Genomic DNA, 16,279 nt, shown 5'->3' with positions numbered 1-16,279 from the left:
CAAGTTACTCGTATCGATGCGCTAACCAGCCTTAACGAGTTCAGTCGGCAGCGAGTTCAAGCATGATCGTCGACAGCGGAGGCAGGAGCATCGTTGCCGAGATGCCCTTGCCCTCCGCCCTTGCCTCGACCATGCCGCCATTGCCCATGCCGGAACCGCCATATTCGGAAGCGTCGGTGTTGATGATCTCGCGCCACTTGCCGGCCTTCGGCAGCGGCACACGATAATTGTCGCGCGGCACCGGTGTGAAATTGGAGATGACGGCGACCGGATCGCCGCCGGGAGCGCTGCGCACCCAGGCGAAAACCGAATTCTGGCTGTCGTCGACGATCAGCCAGGAAAACCCTTCCGGCTCGCAGTCGCGGCCATGCAGGGCCGGGCGTGAACGATAGAGATAGTTGAGGTCGCGCACCGTCTGCCAGACCCCGCGATGCGGGCGGAAATCGAGCAGGTCCCAATCAAGCGCGCGCGCTTCGCTCCATTCGCGGCGCTGCGCGAATTCCTGGCCCATGAACAGCAGCTTCTTGCCGGGATAACCCCACATGAAGCCGTAATAGGCACGCAAGGTCGCGAATTTCTGCCAGTCGTCGCCGGCCATCTTGCCCAGCAGCGTGCCTTTGCCGTGCACGACCTCGTCATGCGAGAGCGGCAGCACGAAATTCTCCGAGAAGGCGTAGGTCAGGCCGAAGGTCAGCTCGTTGTGGTGATGCTTGCGGAAAATCGGCTCCTTGGAAAAATACTCCAGCGTGTCGTGCATGAAGCCCATGTTCCATTTGAAGCCGAAGCCCAGCCCGCCTTCATGGACAGGCGCCGAGACCTTTGGCCATGACGTCGATTCCTCGGCGATGGTCATGACGCCCGGATGGTGGCCGTACACCTCCTTGTTCATCTTCTGCAGGAAGCTGACCGCCTCGAGGTTTTCGCGCCCACCCTTCTCATTGGGGATCCACTCGCCGGCCTTGCGCGAATAGTCGAGGTAGAGCATCGAGGCGACCGCGTCGACGCGAAGACCGTCGACATGGTATTTTTCGGCCCAGAACAGCGCGTTGTTGACCAGGAACGACACCACCTCGCGGCGGCCGAAATTGTAGATCGCGGTGTTCCAGTCCGGATGGAAGCCCTTGCGCGGGTCGGCATGCTCGTAGAGCGCGGTGCCGTCGAAATGGACCAGACCGTGCTCGTCGACAGGAAAATGCGCCGGCACCCAGTCGAGGATGACGCCGACGCCGGCACGGTGGGCGCCGTCGACAAAGCGGGCAAAGCCGTCCGGATCGCCGAAGCGGGCCGATGGCGCGTAGAGGCCGGTTGTCTGGTAACCCCAGGAGGGATCATAGGGATGCTCGGAGATCGGCAGGAATTCAATATGGGTGAAACCGGTCTCGATTACATAGGGGATCAGCCGGTCGGCCAGTTCATCCCATGACAGGAAGGAGCCGTCATCGCCAAGCTGCCAGGACCCGGCGTGGACCTCGTAGATCGAGATGGCCTCGCGGCGAGGGTCGGCGTTGCGCCAGAAATTGCGATGCGCCTCGTCACCCCATGCATGCGCCGGCGGCATCGCGGTCACCGAGGCGGTTGCCGGGCGCAGCTCTGATTTGAAGGCGAACGGATCGGCCTTCAGCGGCAACCTCACGCCATCGGGACCGATGATTTCATATTTATAGGGCCGGCCGGCACCGATATCGGGAATGAACAGCTCCCAGATGCCGGTGTCGCGACGGTCGCGCATCGTATGCTGGCGGCCGTCCCAGTCGTTGAAGTCACCGACCACCGAAACGCGCCTGGCATTTGGGGCCCATACAGCGAAATGCACGCCGGACGCGCCTTCGTGCTCGATGACATGCGCGCCGAGCTTGTCGAACAGCCTGAGGTGCGAACCCTCGGCGATGTAGTAATCGTCCATCGGACCGAGTACCGGACCGAACGAATAGGGGTCGGTCAGCCACCAGTCGCCGCCGGCATTGCGGGCGTGGTAGCGCAGCGGCTGGCGCTTCTTGATCGACAGCTTGCCTTCGAAGAAACCGGCCTCGTCGCGCCTGGTCAATTCGCCGACCTCGACGCCGGTCAGGGTGTAGGCCGTAACCGACTCCGCGTGCGGAACGAAGCAGCGTGCGAACAGGCTCTTGCCGGTCTCCTGGACACCGAGAACCGCAAAGGGATTGCCGTGCGTACCGGCGACAATCGCCTCGACATCGCTGGCTGGCGCCAGTCCGTCCGGCCCGCTTGTCGCAGCGGTCGCGCGCGGCTTCCTCATCAGGCGGTCGCCCTCCCCGGGCACCAAGTGTTTGTTTTTGCGGCCATCGTTCGTGGCCTTATGCAATCATATCAGACGGGTACGTTCCAGATTTCTTTCGCATATTGACGGATCGTGCGATCGGAGGAGAACCAGCCGACGCGCGCGACGTTGCGGATGGCGCGCGCGTACCAGTCCGGGCTGTTGCGCCAGACAGCGTCCACCTCGCGCTGACAAGCGGCATAGGCGTCGAAATCCGCCGCGACCATGAACCAGTCGCTGTCATAGAGGCCATTGATGAGGTCGCGGTAGCGATTGGGATCATCGGGCGAGAAGACGCCCGATGAAACGGCCGCAACCGCCTGCGCCAGTTCGGGCGATGCCTCGATGACGCCGCGCGGATTGTAGCCATTGTTGCGCCGCTCGGCGACTTCTTCGGTGGTGAGGCCGAAGATGAAGATATTGTCGTCGCCGACATGCTCCTTGATCTCGACATTGGCGCCGTCGAGCGTGCCGATGGTCAGCGCGCCGTTCAGCGCGAACTTCATGTTGCCCGTGCCGGAGGCTTCCATGCCGGCGGTCGAGATCTGCTCGGAAAGATCGGCGGCTGGCATCAGCACCTCGGCCAGGCTGACATTGTAGTTCGGCACGAACACGACCTTCAGCAGGCCGCGCACCGAAGGGTCGCTGTTGATCACCCTGGCGACGTCGTTGGCCAGTTTGATGATCAGCTTGGCGTTATGGTAGCTGGGCGCGGCCTTGCCGCCGAAGAATTTCACGCGTGGCATCCAGTCGCGTTCGGGATGCGAACGGATCTGGTCATAGAGCGCGATCGCTTCGAGGATGTTGAGCAGCTGGCGCTTGTATTCGTGGATACGCTTGACCTGAATGTCGAAGAGCGCCGAAGGGTCGAGCTTGATGCCAAGGCGATCGGCGACCAGATTGGCAAGCCTCACCTTGTTCTGGCGTTTCACGGCGGCGAATTTTTCGCGAAAGGCGGTGTCGTCGGCTAAGGGATCAAGCCCTTTGATCGCTTCGATGTCATCCATGAAGCGGTCGCCGATCGCCTCGCGGGCAAGCGCGGTGAGGCCTGGATTGCACTGGATGAGCCAGCGCCGCGGCGTGATGCCGTTGGTCTTGTTGTTGATGCGATCGGGATAAAGTTTGTGGAGGTCGGCGAAGACCGTCTCCTTCATCAACTCGGTGTGCAGCGCCGACACGCCATTGATCGAATGCGAGCCGACAAAGGCCAAATTGCCCATGCGCACCCTGCGGTCGCCATTCTCCTGGATAAGCGAGATACGGCTGATCTGCTCGTCCGAGAACTGATCGGTGGCGCGGGCTTCGAGCAGCACCTGCGCGTTGATGGCGTAGACGATCTGCATGTGGCGGGGCAAAAGCCTCTCGAACAGCGGCACGGGCCAGCTTTCCAGTGCCTCTGGCAATAGCGTGTGGTTGGTGTAGCCGAAGGTGCGCTTGGTGACATCCCAGGCGAGATCGAAATCCATGCCATGGACATCCATCAAGAGCCGCATCAGCTCGGGCACGGCGATCGCCGGATGGGTGTCGTTGAGGTGGATCGCCGCCTTGTCGGGCAGAGACTTGAGATCGCCATATTGGCTGAGATGGCGCTGCAGGATGTCCTGCAGCGAAGCGGTGGAGAAGAAGTATTCCTGGCGAAGTCTGAGTTCCTGGCCGGCCATGTGGGAATCGGCTGGATAGAGCACCCGCGACAGTGCATCGGCCTTGTTGCTTTCGGCCAGCGCCCCGATGTGGTCGCCGGCGTTGAACTTGTCGAGGCGGATCGGGTCGATCGGCATGCCGGACCAAAGGCGCAGCGTGTTGACGCGCTTGGCCCGCCAGCCAGCCACGGGCGTGTCATAGGCGACCGCAAGCACATGCTCCCTCGGCTTCCAGACATGGCGTTCGAGGCGGCCGTCCTTCGAGGTGATCGATTCGACCGAACCACCGAAACCGACTTCGAAGGAGCGCTCGCGCCGCTCGAATTCCCAGGGGTTGCCGTGGTCAAGCCAGGTCTCGGGCAACTCGACCTGCCAGCCATCGTGGATTTCCTGGCGGAACATGCCGTTGGCATAGCGGATGCCGTAGCCATGCGCGGGGATGTCGACGGTGGCCATGCTTTCCATGAAGCAGGCGGCGAGCCGGCCAAGGCCGCCATTGCCGAGGGCCGCGTCCGGTTCCAGCGCGGCGATCAGGTCGAGATCGACGCCGAGCGACGACAGCGCCTCACGCATGTTCTCCATCAGGCCGAGGTTGGAAAAGGCGTCGCGCATCAGACGCCCAATCAGGAATTCGAGCGACAGGTAATAAACGCGCTTTTCCTGTTGGTCGTAGGCTTCCTTGGTCGCCTGCATCCAATGGTCGACGACGCGGTCGCGCACGACCTTGATCGTGGCGGTCAGCCAGTCGTACTGGGTCGCGACGGTGGTGTCCTTGCCGACCCGGTACTTGAGCGACATCAAGACTTCTTCAGCAAGCGTCTTGGGATCGGGATTGTCGAGAGCGGGGGCTTCGATCGTCATGGCGGATGTCATATCGCCTCTCGTTCGGTTTGGCCTGATCATACCGGCTTTCACCGTTTCTCCCAGCCCACCCTAGTGCATTGCAACATCTTTTCAATCGATTTAGAGAACGCCGTCATCTACTTACCCTGCGGCAAGTTGGCAGTCAGGCCGCCAATGCCGCCTCCGGGGGTGTTTTTGCCCCGGTCATGAAGGCAACGGCGTCGGACATCGTATATTGCTTGGGGTCGATGACGCACAGTCGACGGCCCAGACGGTGGATGTGGATACGGTCCGCCACCTCGAAGACGTGTGGCATGTTGTGCGAGATGAGCACGATCGGCAGGCCGCGCTTCTTCACGTCGAGGATCAGTTCAAGCACGCGGCGGCTCTCCTTGACGCCGAGCGCCGCCGTCGGCTCGTCCATGATGACCATCTTCGACCCGAAGGCGGCGGCGCGGGCCACCGCAACGCCCTGGCGTTGGCCGCCCGACAGGGTCTCCACCGCCTGGCTGATGTTCTGGATGGTCATCAAGCCTAGTTCGGTGAGCTTGTCGCGGGCACGCTTTTCCATTGCCGGACGGTCCAGCATGCGAAGCCACTGGCCGACGAAGCCGGGTTTGCGGATCTCGCGGCCAAGGAACATATTGTCGGCAATCGAAAGCGCCGGCGACAAGGCCAGGTTCTGGTAGACGGTTTCGATGCCGGCTTCACGGGCTTCCATGGGCGACTTGAAGGAGACGGGTTTGCCTTCGAGCCGGATTTCGCCTTCGTCCGGCACGGCCGCGCCGGAAATCGCCTTGATGAGCGACGACTTGCCGGCACCGTTGTCGCCGATGACGGCAAGGATTTCGCCGGGGTAAAGGTCGAAATCGGCATTGTCGAGAGCGGTGACGCGGCCATAGCGCTTGACCAGTCCACGTGCTGTGAGGATGGGTTCCTGGGTCATGCCGAAACCTTTCTGATCCATTGGTCGATGGCGACGGCGCCGATGATCAGCACGCCGGTAAGCAGCACTTTCCATTGCGGATCGGCGCCGAGCATGTTGAGGCCCATCGAGACGACGCCGACGATCATCGCGCCGAACAGCGTGCCGAGGATGGAGCCGCGGCCGCCGAAGAGAGAAATACCGCCGATCACGGTCGCGGTGATCGCCTGCAGATTGTAGTCGGTAACAGCGGCGGACGGCGAGATCGAGCCGTTGCGGCCGATGGAGACCCAGGCCGCGAAAGCGGCGATCAGCCCGGCAAGGGTGTAGACCGTCATCAGCACCTTCTTTGTCTGGATACCCGACAGCTTCGCCGCCTCCTGGTCGTCGCCGACAGCGTAGACATGACGACCCCATGCGGTGTGGTTGAGCACGTACCAAAGAACCAGCACGAGCACGACCGTGGCGATGACGCCGAGCGTCAGCACCGCCGTGCCTACCTTGAAGCTCAGGGCAAACAGGTGCAGCAGCGGTGCCTGGTTGTCGACGTCGGTGTCGCGGATCGTCTCATTGGCCGAATAGATGAAGTTCGTGGCCATGACGATGTTCCAGGTGCCAAGCGTCACGATGAAGGGTGGCAGCTTCATATAGGCGACCAGCAGCCCGTTCAGCAGCCCGCAAGCCGCACCGGCGGCAAGCCCGATCGCCACGGCGAGCACACTCGGCATGCCGTAGCTGACCGCGCAATTGCCCATGATCACGGCCGAAATCACCATGATTACCCCGATCGACAGGTCGATGCCGGCGGTCAGGATGACCAGTGTCTGCGCGGCCCCGAGAATGCCGACGATGGCGATCTGCTGCAGGATCAGCGTCAGCGTGTAGGACGAGAAGAACCGCCCCCCGATCGTGATGCCGAAGATGACGATTGACAGTAGCAGCACGATCAGCGGCACCGCCGCCGGCGTCGAATGCAGAAAATGCTGGATGCGCTTGACGGCTGATTTGTGCTCGTCAAAAGCGGCTACACTTGTATCGCTAGCCGAGAGAACCTTCTCGAATTCCTGAGCTTGAGCCATGTTTCCTCCCCGTAGGGCTTCAGCCACACGCTGACGCCGTCCACGCCTTCCGGTCTGTCGCCGGGATTATTCGCGTTTACAGTGATGCATCGTCCACCCGATGCGACCGGGGATCAAGTCCCCCCGGTCGCATCGGTTCCGTTGCCGGTCAGGCCAGTATCAGCCCCAGCACTTGGCGAGGCCTTCCTTGGTGTCGATGGACTTGACGCCCGTCGCCGGCTTGTCGGTGACGAGGTTGACGCCGGTGTCGAAGAAGTTCTTGCCCTCGGTCGGCTTCGGCTTGGTGCCGTCCTTGGCGAAAGCGGCGATCGCCTCGATGCCAAGTGCGGCCATCTGCAGCGGATATTGCTGCGAGGTGGCGCCGATGACGCCTTCGGCGACCGACTTCACGCCGGGGCAACCGCCGTCGACCGAGACGATCAGCACCTGGCTTTCGAGGCCGACAGCCTTGAGCGCCTGGTAGGCACCGACCGCGGCCGGCTCATTGATGGTGTGGATGACGGTGATGGTGTTGTCCTTCTGCAGAAGGTTTTCCATCGCCTTGCGGCCGCCTTCCTCGTTACCGTTCGTCACATCATGGCCAACGATGCGCGGATCGGTCTCATCGCCGATCTTGTTGGGGTCCTTCACGTCGATGCCGTAGCCCATCATGAAGCCCTGGTCGCGCAGAACGTCCACGGTCGGCTGCGAGGGTGTCAGGTCGAGGAAGCCGATCTTGGCGTCCTTGGCCTTGTCACCGAGCGTGGCGGCGGCCCAGGCGCCGATCAGCTTGCCGGCCTCCAGATTGTCGGTGGCGAAGGTCGCGTCGGCGGCGTCGATCGGATCGAGCGGCGTGTCCAGCGCAATCACCAGCAGGCCCGCATCGCGCGCCTTCTTCACCGTCGGCACGATGCCCTTGGTGTCGGACGCGGTGATCAAAATGCCCTTGGCGCCGTCGGCGATGCAGCTTTCGATCGCCGCCACCTGGCTCTCGCTGTCACCGTCGATCTTGCCCGCATAGGTCTTGAGATCGACACCAAGTTCCTTGGCCTTGGCGGTCGCGCCCTCCTTCATCTTGACGAAGAACGGATTGGTGTCGGTCTTGGTGATCAGGCAGGCGCCGACGCCGGCCGCGGACGCAGACGAAGCGAACGCCATCAGACCCAGCGCGGCCGCCGCGAAAACGGTGGACTTCAACAATTTTGTATTGGTCACGATTTCCTCCCAGTGGAACATTTTTCGAATGCCGGCCAACCGGCACCCGCACGGCATCCAGCGACTTCTCCCAGCGCGGATGCTCCCTCAAGGAACACCACGCCAGCGCATCTGTCAATAATTAAATCACTCTTATTTATTATTGACACCCTTGCGTCGTTCACTCATTCTGACCCAAAAGCATTGTGGGGAAACGACGGGAGGAACAGGGTGGAGACGGCCACTGCGAGGCATGGTTCGCCCGAAGCGAACGAGAGCCTCATTCACCGCGGCACCAACCAGAGTGGCATGCGCGACCACAACGAGCGCCTGGTGCTTTCGCTGGTGCGCCAGCACGGCAGTCTGGCGAAGTCTGACATTGCCCGGATGACCGGACTTTCGGCGCAGACGGTCTCGGTCATCATGCGCGAACTGGAGGAAGAAAGCCTGCTCGTGCGCCAGGCGCCGTTGCGCGGCAAGATCGGCCAGCCCTCGATCCCCATGGCACTCAACCCCGAAGGCGCCTTCTTCATCGGCCTCAAGATCGGCCGCCGCAGCGCCGAACTCGTGCTGATCGATTTCCTCGGACAGGTGCGCGCGATGCTGCAGCATTCCTACCGCTACCCTGCCCCACGCGAGACGGTCGAGTTCGTCACGTCAGGCATGAAGACGATGCGCGGCGAGCTGACGCCGGCACAGGACAAGCGCATCGCCGGACTTGGCATCGCCATGCCGTTCGAGCTCTGGAACTGGGCCGACACCGCCGGCGCGCCGCGCGACGTGATGGACGAATGGCGCCATCGTGACATCAGGACCGACATCCAGGCGCAATGCGATTTTCCGGTTTATCTGCAGAACGATGCCACCTCCGCCTGCGGCGCCGAACTGGTCTTCGGCCAGACAGGCGCGGCGCGGGATTTCGTCTATTTCTATATCGGCGCCTTTGCCGGCGGCGGCATCGTGCTCAACGGCCGGCTGTTTGGCGGGCCGACGGGCAATGCCGGCGCGCTCGGCTCCATGCCTGTGCCGGGGCTGGATGGAAAACCGACCCAGCTGATCGACGTGGCCTCGATCGCCATGCTCGAAAAAACACTCAACGCGCGTGGCGTCGAGGCCTCTTATCTGTGGACCTCACCCGAGGATTGGGGGGAGATCGGCGCCGCGCTGGACGAGTGGATCGCCAGCGCCTCGCAGGCGCTCGCTTACGCCATCGTGGCAGCGTCCTCGGTCATCGATTTCGAAGCCGCGGTGATCGACGGCTGGATGCCGAAGGCCGTGCGCCAGAGGCTGGTCGAGGCGGTCGTGACGGCAATCGGCGCGATCGACGGCGAAGGGCTGAAACTTCCGGCCGTCCGCGAGGGAAGCGTGGGTATCCATGCCCGGGCGCTCGGCGGCGCCAGCCTGCCGCTTTCCGAACGCTTCCTGATCGGTTCGACGACGATCTCCAGGGGCGCGTGAAATGCTGATCGGGATTCCGGCGCTGCTTGGTCCGGAGCTTCTGGCGACGTTGCGCGCCATGGGCCATGGTGACGAGATTGCCGTGGTCGACGGGAACTATCCGGCACAGGAGCAGGCAAGGCGCCTCATCAGGACCGATGGCCACGCCCTCATGCCCGTACTCGACGCGATACTGACGCTGCTTCCGGTCGACGATGTCGTGCCGGAGGCGCTGTTTCGCGCCTCGGTGAAAGGCGATCCGTCGCTTGCCGACCCCGTCCATCGTGAAATGGAGGCGATCTGCGCCAAACGCGCGCCTGGCCGCAAGGTGGTTGCACTGGCCGGCGCCGACTTCTATGCACGGGTCAAATCGGCGCATGCCATCGTCGCGACAAGCGAGCCGCGGCTTTACGCCAATATCATCATCCGCAAGGGCGTGATCTATCCGCCGGAGACCGAGAAGCCATGATCCTCTGCTGCGGCGAAGCCCTGATCGACATGCTGCCGCGCACCACTACGGAGAATGAGCCGGCTTTTGCCCCCTATGTCGGCGGCGCTGTCTTCAACACAGCGATCGCGCTCGGCCGCTTGGGCGCGCCGGCCGGCTTTTTCTCGGGCCTGTCGTCGGACCTGTTCGGCGGTCAGTTCAGGGACGCGTTGGGGGCGAGCAAGGTCAGTTCCACCTACGCGCACACCTCGCCCCGACCGACGACCCTGGCCTTCGTGCGGCTGAACAATGGCCAGGCGACCTACACCTTCTATGACGAGAACACGGCCGGGCGCATGCTGACCATCGAAGACCTGCCGCAACTCGGCAGCGAGATCGAGGCCATGCTGTTCGGCGCCATCAGCCTGATCTCGGAGCCGGCTGGGTCGGCCTATGAGGAATTCATGCAGCGCGAGCATGAGGCCCGCGTGATGATGCTCGATCCCAACATCCGGCCGAACTTCATTCCCGACAAGGCCAAGCACCTCAGGCGCATCCGGGAGATGATGGCGATGGCCGACATCGTCAAACTGTCGGACGAAGACCTCCACTGGTTCGGCGAAGCCGGCTCGCACGAGGATGTCGTGCGCAATTGGCTCGACCGCGGCCCGAAGCTGATCGTCGTCACGCATGGCAGCGAGGGTGCCGTTGGCTACAGCAAACAGCATCGTGTCACCGTCATGCCGGAGGCAGTGAAGGTGGTGGACACCGTCGGCGCCGGAGACACGTTCAACGCCGGCATCCTTGCCTCCCTGCATGAGCAAGGCCTGTTGACGAAGGCGGCCATCTCCAGCCTGTCCGAAGACGCCATCCGCAAAGCATTGACGCTCGGCGCCAAGGCGGCGGCAGTGACGGTATCACGAGCCGGCGCCAATCCCCCGTGGCGGCACGAGATCGGCTGATCGGCTCTCCAGCGCGATCACTTTATGTTTCCAGGCGCCGGAAAACCTCGATAAGAATGGGCTGAATTGCACCGCCAAGCCCGGATTCCCGGCTTTGTGGGACAATATACCGGCAAAACGTGGTAACGGGCTGCGACACTTGCACCAAGTCCCCGATCCGCAGCCGGCTTTTTCAGCCGCGCCAAGTCTGGTACCAGCGGGCCGGTTATTGGCAGGTATTGAGGCCGACATGCAATTCATCGATCTTGGCGCGCAGCGCGAACGAATCCGCGACCGGCTGAAAGCCGCGATCGACCACGTGGTCGAGGATGGCCGCTACATCCTTGGCCCGCAGGTCGCCGAATTCGAGAAGAAGCTCGCCGCCTATGTCGGCGTCAAGCATGTGATTGCCTGCGCCAACGGCACCGACGCACTGCTTTTGCCGCTGTTCGCCGCCGGCATCGGCCCGGGTGACGCGGTGTTCGTGCCGAGCTTCACCTTCGCCGCCACGGCGGAAGTGGTGGCGCTGGCCAAGGCCGAGCCGGTTTTCGTCGATGTCGATCCGACAACCTACAACATCGACATCGCCAGCCTCGAGGCGGCGATCGCGGCCATCAAGAAGGAAGGTCGACTGAAGCCTAAGGCGATCATCCCCGTCGACCTGTTCGGTCTTGCCGCCGACTATGAGGCGCTCATGACTATTGCCAATCGCGAAGGCTTATTGGTGATCGAGGACGCAGCCCAGTCCATGGGGGGCTCGCTCGAAGGCAGGATGTGCGGCGCGTTCGGCCATGTCGGCTCGACCAGCTTCTATCCGGCCAAGCCGCTCGGCTGCTATGGCGACGGCGGTGCGATGTTCACCAATGATGACGCGCTGGCCGACGCGCTCAGATCCTTCGCCTTCCATGGCAAGGGCGAGACGCAGTACGACAACATCCGCGTCGGCATCAATTCACGGCTCGACACGCTGCAGGCGGCGATCCTGCTCGAGAAGCTCGCTATCCTCGAGGAAGAAATGGTGGCGCGGCAGGTGGTGGCCCAACGCTACGCTGAAGGCCTTGGTGACATCGTCACCGCAGCCCGCAACCTGGGTGGCAGCCGCTCGGCCTGGGCGCAATATGCGATCGAAACGCCGAAACGCGACGGGCTTAAAGCGCATTTGAGCGAAAAGGGCATTCCGTCCGTCATCTACTACGTCAAGCCGCTGCATGAGCAGATCGCCTATCGCGACTACCCGCGCACGCCGACCGGTCTTGCCGTTTCGGAGGACCTGCCGAAACGCATCCTGTGCCTGCCGATGCACCCCTATCTCAGCGAGGCCGACCAGGACCGGATCATCGAAACGATCCGCAATTATATCGGCTCGAACTCGGCGCAGGCCGCGGCCGAATAGGCGTTGGGCACGGACACCCGACCGACACTTCCTTGGCATAGAGCGACGACGGCGCAGGCCGTGCGCTTCGCCCGTTATTTTGAGAAGGCCGCCGCGTGTCTTGTGGTCCCGTCTTCCATTCCCGATCGGGTCATGGAACGGCACTGCACTATGCAGATCCCCGCGGCGAAGACCAAAATGCCCAGCACCCATGACAACCAGATCCGATGGTCGACCGAGAGTTCGACGACAGCTATGATCAGGTAGGAGCTGGCTATGAAATGGCAGGGGCCGCTCAAACCACCGATCATTCTTATGATCGCCGCCAGGAGCACCCCATACACGATGATGCCCAGCGCTCCCAGTTCGTACCACAAATCGAATACGATATTATGTGCGCTTGGGAGATCCGCCTGCGCATAATATGTCGGACTCACGACAACCCCGGCCGCGTTTCTGATCGTATTGGCGCCATGGCCGAGGATCGGCTGGTCCGCGATGCGGGGCGAAATCATCTGCCATAGATCAAGCCGCGCTGCGAAGGTTCCTGGATAGAAAGCCAGCCATCCCGTTGTTTTGAGGTAGGCGAACAGCGGCGCGACGACGAAGGGGGCAATCAGGGCAAGAGACAAATAGACGGCGAAAAATCCAACCAAAACGTGCTGGCGGTATTTCGCGGGCATGACAAACATCACCGCCACGAGGACAATCGCCAGATTGACGCCGGTCGATCGGCCGTAGAGCAATGTCAGAACGGCAAAGAGAGCCGCAAGCCCTTTCCAGACCAGCCTCGGCTGGGCAAGAAATATGACGGCAAAAAAAGCTCCGTACACCGTGATCTTATGGAGGGTGAAAACGTTCTCCACAAAGCGTGGATCTTCGGTCAGAAACGCAAAATACAGTTCCCAGCCCATCACCGATACGACGCCGATCAACATGCCGGCCAATGACACCCGCGCGAGCCGCTCGCGCTGAGCGCTCGCAAGCGCGAGGATGCCCTGAAACAGCAGGATAGCGGCGATCGAGTAGCCAAACACGTCCCTCGCCGCCATGAGAGAGCGGCTCGCATCGACCGACCACAGGGCGCTCGCAAGGACAAAGCCTGACAAGAGAGCGAGAGCAATTGCAAGGCCTGTCGTGCCTCTGCCAAAACGCGCACGCTTCGTCAAAAGGGCGAGAGCGCCCATGAGTGCCCCGACAAGCGTTAAGACCGTTGGGGACATTTCGACGAAGGCGAAAAGGGCGGGAGAGAGGGCGTAGAGGCCCAGCAACATCCTGAAGACTATTTCATCACGATTGCTGGTCCATGCGGGAAAGCCGCCCAAAATGACGGCATGGCATTTCTGAAACAAGGACATTCACTTACCGAACTCAGGGGACGTCGACAAAGGATAGGCCATCGACGAGGGCTTTTCACCTACGTCCGATACGTCCCTGGATTGCAGCCTCGCCGCTGGCGATGAAATGCGGATTGGCGAAGTCCGCGTCATCGGCCTGGTTGCGCTTGCCATAGGTCAAGGGCTTGCCGTCCAGCGTCCGCGTCGTGCCGCCGGCGGCACGCAGCACCGCGTCACCCGCAGCGGTGTCCCATTCCATGGTGCGACCGAACCGCGGATAAACATCCGCCTCGGCATTGGCGAGGAGGCAGAATTTCAGTGACGAACCGACCGAGACGATCTCGGCGGCACCAAGGTCGCGAATATAGGCTTCGGTTTCCGGCGTGTTGTGCGAGCGGCTGGCAACCACGGCCAGCGGCGTCGCGGCCATTCTCACCGAAATCGGCCGGCGGGAAACGATCCGGTAGTCCTTATCGACTTCGAGGGCTTCCGCCCTGCCCGGCCGGCCGGAAAAAAACCGGCCGCTGCAGGGTGCGAAGACAACGCCGACTTCCGGCACACCATGGCGGACAAGCGCGATATTGACGGTGAAGTCGGTGCGCCGGTTGACGAATTCCTTGGTGCCATCAAGCGGATCAATGAGGAAGAAGGTCTCGCCAAGTTCGCCCGGCATGATGCCGGCCGCCGCTTCCTCCTCGGCCACGCAGGGAATATCGGGGAATGCGGCGCGCAGGCCTGCAAGAATGATCTTCTCGCTCTCCCGGTCCGCCTCGGTGACCGGCGAGGCGTCCGACTTGCGGTCGACCGCGCAGCCGGCGTGGAATACGCGCATCACCTCGCGCCCGGCGGCTAGCGCCAGCCGCTCGAAGATTTCAAGCATCGACGTGTCGTCAGATGCCGCCGCCATTGTCATATTGGTCTTCGGCAATGTCACGCTCGTTCAGCCAGTGTTCCAAGGCATCTACCATCTCTTCAGCCGATCTGCCGAGCGTCTTCAGATGGATCTCCGGTTTCTCCGGTGCTTCGTAAGGCGAATCGACACCGGTGAAATTCTTGATCTCGCCATTCAGCGCGCGGGCATAGAGGCCCTTCGGATCACGCCTGGCGCATTCCTCGAAAGGCGTATCGACAAACACCTCGATGAACTCGCCATCGGCCATCAATTCCCTGGCCATCCGCCGCTCGGCGCTGAACGGGGAAATGAAGGAGACAATGACGATCAGCCCGGCGTCGGCCATCAGCTTGGCAACTTCGGCGACGCGGCGAATGTTCTCGACGCGATCGGCATCGGTGAATCCAAGGTCGCGGTTGAGACCGTGGCGGACATTGTCGCCATCGAGAATGTAGGTATGACGCCCAGTGGCGAAAAGCTTCTTCTCGAACAGGTTGGCGATGGTCGACTTGCCGGAGCCCGAAAGCCCCGTGAACCAGAACACGGCGGGCCGCTGGTTCTTCATGTCGGCACGCACGCGCTTGCCGACATCAAGCGATTGCCAATGGATGTTTTCGGCGCGGCGCAGCGAGTGCACGATCATGCCTGCGCCAACCGTGGCGTTGCTGATGCGATCGATCAGGATAAAGGCGCCAGTGGTCCGGTTCTCGCCAAACGGATCGAAGGCAATCGGCGCCCGGGTCGAAATGTTGCAGATACCGACTTCATTCATTTCAAGCGACTTGGCCGCCTCATGCGCAAAGTCGTTGACATTGATGCGGTACTTCAAGTCGGTGACGGTGGCGCTGGTCTGATCGGTCTCGGTGCGCAGGATATAGGAACGGCCCGGCAACAGCGCATGCTCGTCGAACCAGACGATGTTGGCGGCGAACTGGTCGGCGACCTGCGGCCGTGCGGACGGCGAAACCAGCATGTTGCCCCTGGAAACCTCGACCTCGTCGTCGAGAACGAGCGTGATGGCCTGGCCGGCCACCGCCTGTTTGAGATCGCCGCCATAGGCGACGATGCGTTTGACATGCGAGGACTTGCCCGACTTGGCGACCACGACCTCGTCGCCTTGCGCAATCATACCGGACGCGATGGTGCCGGCAAAACCGCGAAAATCGAGATTGGGGCGATTGACGTACTGAACCGGAAAGCGGAACGGCAGCTCGGCCGTGGCTGCGTCGACGGAGACGGTTTCGAGATGCTCGATCAATGTCGGGCCGGAATACCAATGCGTGTTTTCGGAGCGGCCGCTGACATTGTCGCCGTAGCGGGCCGACATCGGGATCGGCGCGATGGTCTGGAAGCCGAGATCGCGTGAGAACTGCCGGTAGTCCTCGACGATCCTGTTGAAGACCGCCTGGTCAAAACCGACGAGATCTATCTTGTTGACCGCCAGCACGATGTGGCGGATGCCGAGCAGCGAGGCGATGATCGAATGGCGCCGCGTCTGGCGCAGCACCCCCTGCCGGGCATCGATCAGCACGATCGCCAGGTCGGCGGTCGAAGCGCCTGTCGCCATGTTGCGGGTATATTGCTCGTGGCCGGGCGTGTCGGCGACGATGAACTTGCGCTTCGGCGTGGCAAAGAAGCGGTAGGCGACGTCGATGGTAATGCCTTGCTCGCGCTCCGCCTCGAGGCCGTCGACCAACAGCGCGAAGTCGACGTCGTCGCCCGTCGTGCCGTGCTTGCGCGAATCGCGTTCGAGCGCGGCGAGCTGGTCCTCGAAAATCTGCTTGGTGTCGGAGAGCAGGCGTCCGATCAACGTCGACTTGCCATCATCCACCGAACCGCAGGTCAGGAAGCGCAGCAGCGACTTCTTCTCCTGCGCGGCCAGATAATCGCGGACGCCGTCCGTTGGAGCGAGGCTCTTTGCCCTGATGTGGCGCATGG

At 62.2% G+C, this 16,279-nt stretch carries 12 protein-coding genes; 4 read left to right on the top strand and 8 right to left on the bottom strand.

Features of this window, described 5'->3' with window-relative positions; genetic code table 11:
* Window positions 1–40: 40 nt before the first annotated feature.
* The 5 genes from glgB to FJ543_RS28065 all read right to left on the bottom strand — a co-directional run bounded on the left by glgB (window position 41) and on the right by FJ543_RS28065 (window position 7,938).
* Window positions 41–2,254: a 1,4-alpha-glucan branching protein GlgB gene (gene glgB, locus FJ543_RS28085; RefSeq protein WP_140878460.1), complete on the bottom strand. Its 2,214-nt coding sequence runs from the start codon at window positions 2,252–2,254 to the stop codon at window positions 41–43.
* 71 nt (window positions 2,255–2,325) lie between these two features.
* The gene (locus tag FJ543_RS28080) at window positions 2,326–4,788 is read right to left on the bottom strand and encodes a glycogen/starch/alpha-glucan phosphorylase (protein ID WP_015318691.1); all 2,463 of its coding nucleotides are present in this window, start codon (window positions 4,786–4,788) and stop codon (window positions 2,326–2,328) included.
* A 133-nt stretch (window positions 4,789–4,921) separates the two neighbouring features.
* Entirely contained in the window at window positions 4,922–5,704 is a 783-nt protein-coding gene (locus FJ543_RS28075) for an ATP-binding cassette domain-containing protein (RefSeq protein ID WP_015318692.1), read from the bottom strand.
* The gene (locus FJ543_RS28070; RefSeq protein WP_015318693.1) at window positions 5,701–6,762 is read right to left on the bottom strand and encodes an ABC transporter permease; all 1,062 of its coding nucleotides are present in this window, start codon (window positions 6,760–6,762) and stop codon (window positions 5,701–5,703) included. The genes FJ543_RS28075 and FJ543_RS28070 overlap by 4 nt, the downstream gene beginning before the upstream one ends.
* Before the next feature lie 159 nt (window positions 6,763–6,921).
* Window positions 6,922–7,938, bottom strand: coding sequence for a sugar ABC transporter substrate-binding protein (locus tag FJ543_RS28065; protein WP_023771510.1), 1,017 nt, complete (start codon window positions 7,936–7,938; stop codon window positions 6,922–6,924).
* 228 nt (window positions 7,939–8,166) lie between these two features.
* Here FJ543_RS28065 and FJ543_RS28060 point away from each other — a divergent pair, with 228 nt between their 5' ends.
* The 4 genes from FJ543_RS28060 to FJ543_RS28045 all read left to right on the top strand — a co-directional run bounded on the left by FJ543_RS28060 (window position 8,167) and on the right by FJ543_RS28045 (window position 12,133).
* Complete coding sequence (locus tag FJ543_RS28060) at window positions 8,167–9,393, top strand: ROK family transcriptional regulator (RefSeq protein WP_140878458.1); 1,227 nt, start codon at window positions 8,167–8,169, stop codon at window positions 9,391–9,393.
* Window position 9,394: 1 nt separating this feature from the next.
* Complete coding sequence (locus FJ543_RS28055; RefSeq protein ID WP_015318696.1) at window positions 9,395–9,841, top strand: RbsD/FucU domain-containing protein; 447 nt, start codon at window positions 9,395–9,397, stop codon at window positions 9,839–9,841.
* Window positions 9,838–10,761: a carbohydrate kinase gene (locus tag FJ543_RS28050; protein WP_140878456.1), complete on the top strand. Its 924-nt coding sequence runs from the start codon at window positions 9,838–9,840 to the stop codon at window positions 10,759–10,761. Before FJ543_RS28055 ends, FJ543_RS28050 begins: the two co-directional genes overlap by 4 nt.
* Window positions 10,762–10,990: 229 nt before the next feature.
* On the top strand, window positions 10,991–12,133 hold the full coding sequence (locus tag FJ543_RS28045; RefSeq protein WP_140878454.1) for a DegT/DnrJ/EryC1/StrS aminotransferase family protein: 1,143 nt from the start codon (window positions 10,991–10,993) through the stop codon (window positions 12,131–12,133).
* Window positions 12,134–12,207: 74 nt separating this feature from the next.
* Here the strand turns inward: FJ543_RS28045 and FJ543_RS28040 are convergent, their stop codons facing one another.
* The 3 genes from FJ543_RS28040 to cysN are packed head-to-tail and all read right to left on the bottom strand — an operon-like array spanning window position 12,208 to window position 16,277.
* Entirely contained in the window at window positions 12,208–13,470 is a 1,263-nt protein-coding gene (locus tag FJ543_RS28040) for an O-antigen ligase family protein (protein WP_140878452.1), read from the bottom strand.
* Between the two features lie 55 nt (window positions 13,471–13,525).
* Window positions 13,526–14,329, bottom strand: a complete 804-nt coding sequence (gene cysQ, locus FJ543_RS28035; RefSeq protein ID WP_181174106.1) for a 3'(2'),5'-bisphosphate nucleotidase CysQ — start codon at window positions 14,327–14,329, stop codon at window positions 13,526–13,528.
* A 10-nt stretch (window positions 14,330–14,339) separates the two neighbouring features.
* The gene (gene cysN / locus FJ543_RS28030; RefSeq protein WP_181174101.1) at window positions 14,340–16,277 is read right to left on the bottom strand and encodes a sulfate adenylyltransferase subunit CysN; all 1,938 of its coding nucleotides are present in this window, start codon (window positions 16,275–16,277) and stop codon (window positions 14,340–14,342) included.
* Between the last annotated feature and the right edge of the window lie 2 nt (window positions 16,278–16,279).

This window comes from Mesorhizobium sp. B2-5-7 (assembly GCF_006440875.1).
In the GTDB taxonomy this organism is placed as follows: domain Bacteria; phylum Pseudomonadota; class Alphaproteobacteria; order Rhizobiales; family Rhizobiaceae; genus Mesorhizobium; species Mesorhizobium australicum.
Note: the sequence above shows the minus strand (reverse complement) of the source record. Positions and strands in the feature narration are given on the sequence as shown.